The sequence below is a fragment of the Acidimicrobiales bacterium genome (genome assembly GCA_035316325.1).
Lineage (GTDB): Bacteria > Actinomycetota > Acidimicrobiia > Acidimicrobiales > VFJN01 > DASXTK01.
The window spans coordinates 1-4,132 of the sequence record DATHJB010000213.1; the positions used below are offsets into that span (position 1 = coordinate 1).

At 74.3% G+C, this 4,132-nt stretch carries 7 protein-coding genes; 2 read left to right on the top strand and 5 right to left on the bottom strand.

The genetic code is table 11. The features are described 5' to 3' along the window. From VK611_27915 to mftA, 5 genes are all read right to left on the bottom strand, one after another. Nucleotides 1–527, bottom strand: a 527-nt coding sequence (locus VK611_27915) for an SDR family NAD(P)-dependent oxidoreductase (protein ID HMG45191.1), incomplete at its 3' end; no start/stop codon positions are given. A 32-nt stretch (nt 528–559) separates the two neighbouring features. Continuing rightward, the gene (locus tag VK611_27920; protein ID HMG45192.1) at nt 560–1,093 is read right to left on the bottom strand and encodes a DoxX family protein; all 534 of its coding nucleotides are present in this window, start codon (nt 1,091–1,093) and stop codon (nt 560–562) included. Continuing rightward, a complete protein-coding gene (gene mftC / locus VK611_27925; protein HMG45193.1) occupies nt 1,093–2,301 on the bottom strand; it encodes a mycofactocin radical SAM maturase in 1,209 nt (402 codons plus the stop codon). Before mftC ends, VK611_27920 begins: the two co-directional genes overlap by 1 nt. Then, a complete protein-coding gene (gene mftB, locus VK611_27930) occupies nt 2,298–2,612 on the bottom strand; it encodes a mycofactocin biosynthesis chaperone MftB (GenBank protein HMG45194.1) in 315 nt (104 codons plus the stop codon). Before mftB ends, mftC begins: the two co-directional genes overlap by 4 nt. Continuing rightward, nucleotides 2,602–2,730: a mycofactocin precursor MftA gene (mftA, locus tag VK611_27935; protein ID HMG45195.1), complete on the bottom strand. Its 129-nt coding sequence runs from the start codon at nt 2,728–2,730 to the stop codon at nt 2,602–2,604. Before mftA ends, mftB begins: the two co-directional genes overlap by 11 nt. Nucleotides 2,731–2,880: 150 nt before the next feature. Between mftA and VK611_27940 the strand changes: the two genes are divergently transcribed. Continuing rightward, a complete protein-coding gene (locus VK611_27940; GenBank protein HMG45196.1) occupies nt 2,881–3,693 on the top strand; it encodes a mycofactocin-coupled SDR family oxidoreductase in 813 nt (270 codons plus the stop codon). After that, a partial coding sequence (locus VK611_27945) for a creatininase family protein (GenBank protein ID HMG45197.1) occupies nt 3,690–4,132 on the top strand: 443 nt, incomplete at its 3' end. The genes VK611_27940 and VK611_27945, both read left to right, overlap by 4 nt.

A 4,132-nucleotide genomic window follows, 5' to 3' on the forward strand; every position in this document is an offset into this window, starting at 1 on the left:
CCGATCAGGCCGGTCTTCGCCGCGCCGTAGTGGGCGAGGTTCGGCGACGCCCCGAGACCGGCGGCCGAGCTCGTGAGCACGATCGCGCCGCCGCCGGCCGCCCGCAGGTGGGGCACGGCGGCCTTCACCGTGTGCCACACACCGGTCAGGTTGACGTCCATCATGTCCTGCCAGGTCTGGTCGGGCAGCTCCTCGGCCCGGCCGAAGCTGACGATGCCCGCGTTGGCGGACACGATGTCGAGCCGACCGAGCTGGGCGACGCCGTCGTCGAGCGCGGCCTTCAGCGCGTCGTAGTCGCGGACGTCGACCTGGCGGGCGACGATGCGCCGGTCGAGGGCTTCGACCTCCTTGACCGTCTGTGCCAGATCCTCCGGTGTCGCCATGGACAAGGGGACCGAGTCGATCTGCGACGCGATGTCGACGGCGATGATGTCGGCACCCTCCTCCGCCAGCCGGACGGCGTGACTCCGACCCTGACCTCGAGCCGCCCCGGTGATGAAGGCGACCTTTCCATCCAGACGTGCCATAGCGGTGTCTCCTCTGCTTCCCGGGGTCCGCGTCACGCGGCCCGCGTCGATTCCGGCTGCGTGTGACCAGCGGCGCGCTCCGCCACGAGGCGGCCGATCTGCACGGCACCCACGCCACCGAGCACGCCGGCGCCGAGCGCGGCCAGCGCCCAGCCCGTACCGGCCAGCTCGACGTCGAGCGCGTTCCCGAGCGACCAGTCCCCCGGCCCGGTTCCGGCCAGCGCGAACGCCGCGGCCGCCAGCACCAGGTTGTACTCGTAGCCGTTGCTGGTGTTGAAGAACCCGCTGGGCAGGTGGACGGTGAGCACCGCCGCGACCATGGCGCCGATCAGCACCGCCGCGGCGAAGGGGGTCGCCAGGCCGACGGCCAGCAGCAGGCCGCCGCCGAGCTCGGCCATCCCGGCCACCCACGCCTGGAACCTGGTGGGGTGCAGGCCGATCTGGTCGAAGGCGGCCGCCGTGCCCGAGATGCCACCGCCGCCGAAGAGCCCGAACACCTTCTGGGCACCGTGGGCGGCGAAGGTCAGACCGACGACCAGGCGAAGTGCCAGGAGCGCGAGTTCCATCAGTGTCCTCCTCTGCCAGCCGCCGACGCGGCCAGCGGGCTCGTCTCGCAGGCCCGGTCGGGCCGGCGGCCGATGGTCACCGGCACCGGACCGCTCTGGACGCGGGACCGGCGGGAGTGGTCCATGCCCGGCTTGGGCGTCGCCATGGGGTCGACCCCGGCCAGCGCGGCCTCGCCGTAGCCCTCGACGCACTCGGGATCGGGTCCGTCGAGCGGGAGCCCGGTGAAGAACTTGGCCGCCATGCAGCCGCCCCGGCAGGTGTCGTAGTGGGCGCAGGCGCGGCAGGCGCCGCCGGTCTGGGGCTCGCGCAGGCGGGTGAACAGCTCGGACTCGCCCCAGACCCGGGCGAAGCCGCCGTCGCCGCGCACGTTGCCGGCGAGGAACGACTCGTGGATGGCGAACGGGCAGGCGTACACGTCGCCGATCGGGTCGATCAGGCAGACGACCCGCCCGGCGCCGCACAGGTTGAGCCCGGGCAGCGGATCGCCGTAGGCGGACAGGTGGAAGAACGAGTCGCCGGTCAGCACCTGGTCGCCGTGGGCGAGCAGCCAGTCGTAGAGGGTGCGCTGCTGGTCGGCGGTGGGATGCAGCCCGTCCCACACGTCGGCGCCCCGCCCGGACGGCCGCAGCCGCGTCAGCCGGAGCTGGGCGCCGAAGCGGTCGGCGAGCGCCTTGAAGTCGTCGAGCTGGCCGACGTTGTGCCGGGTCACGACCACGGAGAGCTTGAAGCCGCGCATGCCGGCGTCGGCGAGGTGGCGCATGGCCTGCACGGCGGTGGCGTAGGAGCCCTCGCCGCGGACCGCGTCGTTGACGTCAGGGGTGGCGCCGTCGACGGAGATCTGGACGTCGACGTAGTCGTCGGCCGCGAGCCGGCGCGCGGCCGCGGCGTCGATCCGGCTGCCGTTGGTGGAGAACTTCACGCCGACGTGGTGGCTGGTGGCGTAGTCGAGGATCTCCCAGAAGTCCCGCCGCACGGTCGGCTCGCCCCCACCGATGTTGACGTAGAAGACCTGCATGCGCTCGAGCTCGTCGATCACGGCCTTGCACTCGGCGGTCGTGAGCTCACGGGGGTCACGCCGGCCCGAGCTGGACAGGCAGTGGACGCAGGCGAGGTTGCAGGCGTAGGTCAGCTCCCACGTCAGGCAGATCGGCGCGTCGAGGCCGTGCTCGAACCGGTCGACGAGGGGCAGCGTGGCCGTCGCGCTCATCGGTCGGTCCTCTCACGGATCATCTGCGAGGCGGCGAGGGTGGCCAGAGCGCTCCGGTAGCTCGGCAGCTCGGCGGGGACGACTCCGGCGGCGACGCACGCGCCGTGGGCGCTGGGCGAGGTCGCCAGCCGGTCCACCACCGCCAGCAGCTTCGGGCTCTTCAGGAACGACAGCTGGCGGGTGCCGAAGTGGTAGAGCAGCGCACCGAAGCGCTCCGGCCGGACCGACACCTGCGGGTGCAGCTGCCACCCGGCGTCCAGGTCGAACGGCCGCGGGCGGGTGTCGTGGGTGTGGCGGGTGTCAGTAGACACCGCACATCCCGTCGATCGACACCTCCTCGACGAGGAGGTCCTCGACGAGCAGCTCGGCCTCGGGTTCGCCCGGCGACCCGGGTCGTGCCTCTTCGGTCGGCGCGACCGACGACGTCACGGCGGGCCCAGGCTCTGCGGTGGGATGCGGGGCTGCGTCCATGGGGGCAGCCGACCACGACGGCCCTGATCTGGTCCTCAGTAGTGCCTACGGGATTCTTGGTAGGGGCTACTGAGGACCCGGTCGCCTCCGTCGGGGTCCTCTGTGGCCATGACGGATCCCTCGACGCGGGTGGCGCTGGTCACCGGAGCGGCCCGCGGCATCGGCGCCGCGACGGTCCGCGGCCTGGCGGCGCAGGGCTGGGCGGTGCTGGCCGTGGACCGGTGCGCCGACGACCCTGCGCTCCCCTACCCGCTCGGCACCCGGGACGACCTGGAGCAGGTGGTGGTCGAGGCGGCGGCCGCCGGCGGCGGTCCGGACGCGGTGCACGCCCTCGCGGCCGATGCCCGCGATGCCACCGCCATGGCCGACGCGGTCGCCGCCGCCGAGCGGCGGTGGGGCGGCCTCGACGTCACCGTCGCCGCGGCCGGGGTGATCGCCGGTGGCGTACCGCTGTGGGAGATGCCGGTCGGCCAGCAGCAGGCGGTGCTCGACGTCGACCTGGGCGGCGTGCTAGCTCTGGCCCGGGGCGCGATCCCCGCGCTGCTGCGGCGCCCGGAGCCGCGCACCGGGCGCTTCGTCGCCGTGGCCTCGGCGGCGGCGACCCGCGGGATGCCGCTGCTGGCGGTCTACTGCGCGGCCAAGGCCGGGGTGACCGGCCTGGTCCGGGCGTTGGCCGCCGAGCTGGGCGGCACCGGGGTGACGGCGAACGCCGTGAGCCCGGGATCCACCGACACGGCGATCCTGACCGAGAGCGCCCGCCTCTACGGGCTGCCGAGCGGGCTGTCCTTCGCCCCGCAGCAGCCGGCGCAGCGCCTGATCGAGCCGGACGAGATCGCCGCGGCGATCGTCTGGCTCGCCGGTGAGCACACCGGCGCGATCACCGGCGCGGTCGTCCCGGTCGACGGAGGGCTGGCGCTGTGACCTCCGGCCTGCCCTCCCTCGCGCCCGAACTGGGCGAGGCCACGTGGACCGAGCTGGACGGCCGCGCCGCCGCCACGCTCCTGGTCGTGCCGCTCGGGGCCACCGAGCAGCACGGCCCGCACCTCCCGCTGGCCACCGACACCCTGGTGGCCTCCGCCCTGGCCCGGCGGCTGGCCGACGCCCGCGACGACGTGGCCGTCGCCCCCGCCGTCCCCTACGGCTCGAGCGGCGAGCACGCCGACTTCCCCGGCACCCTCTCGATCGGGCAGGCGGCGGTCGAGCACCTGGTCGTCGAGCTCGTCCGCTCCGCCGACGCCTTCGCCGGCGTGGTGCTGGTGTCCGGCCACGGCGGCAACGCCGAGCCGCTCGCCGCCGCCGCGGCGACGCTCGACGCCGAGGGTCGGTCGGTGCTCGTGTGGTGGCCGCACGTCCCCGGGGG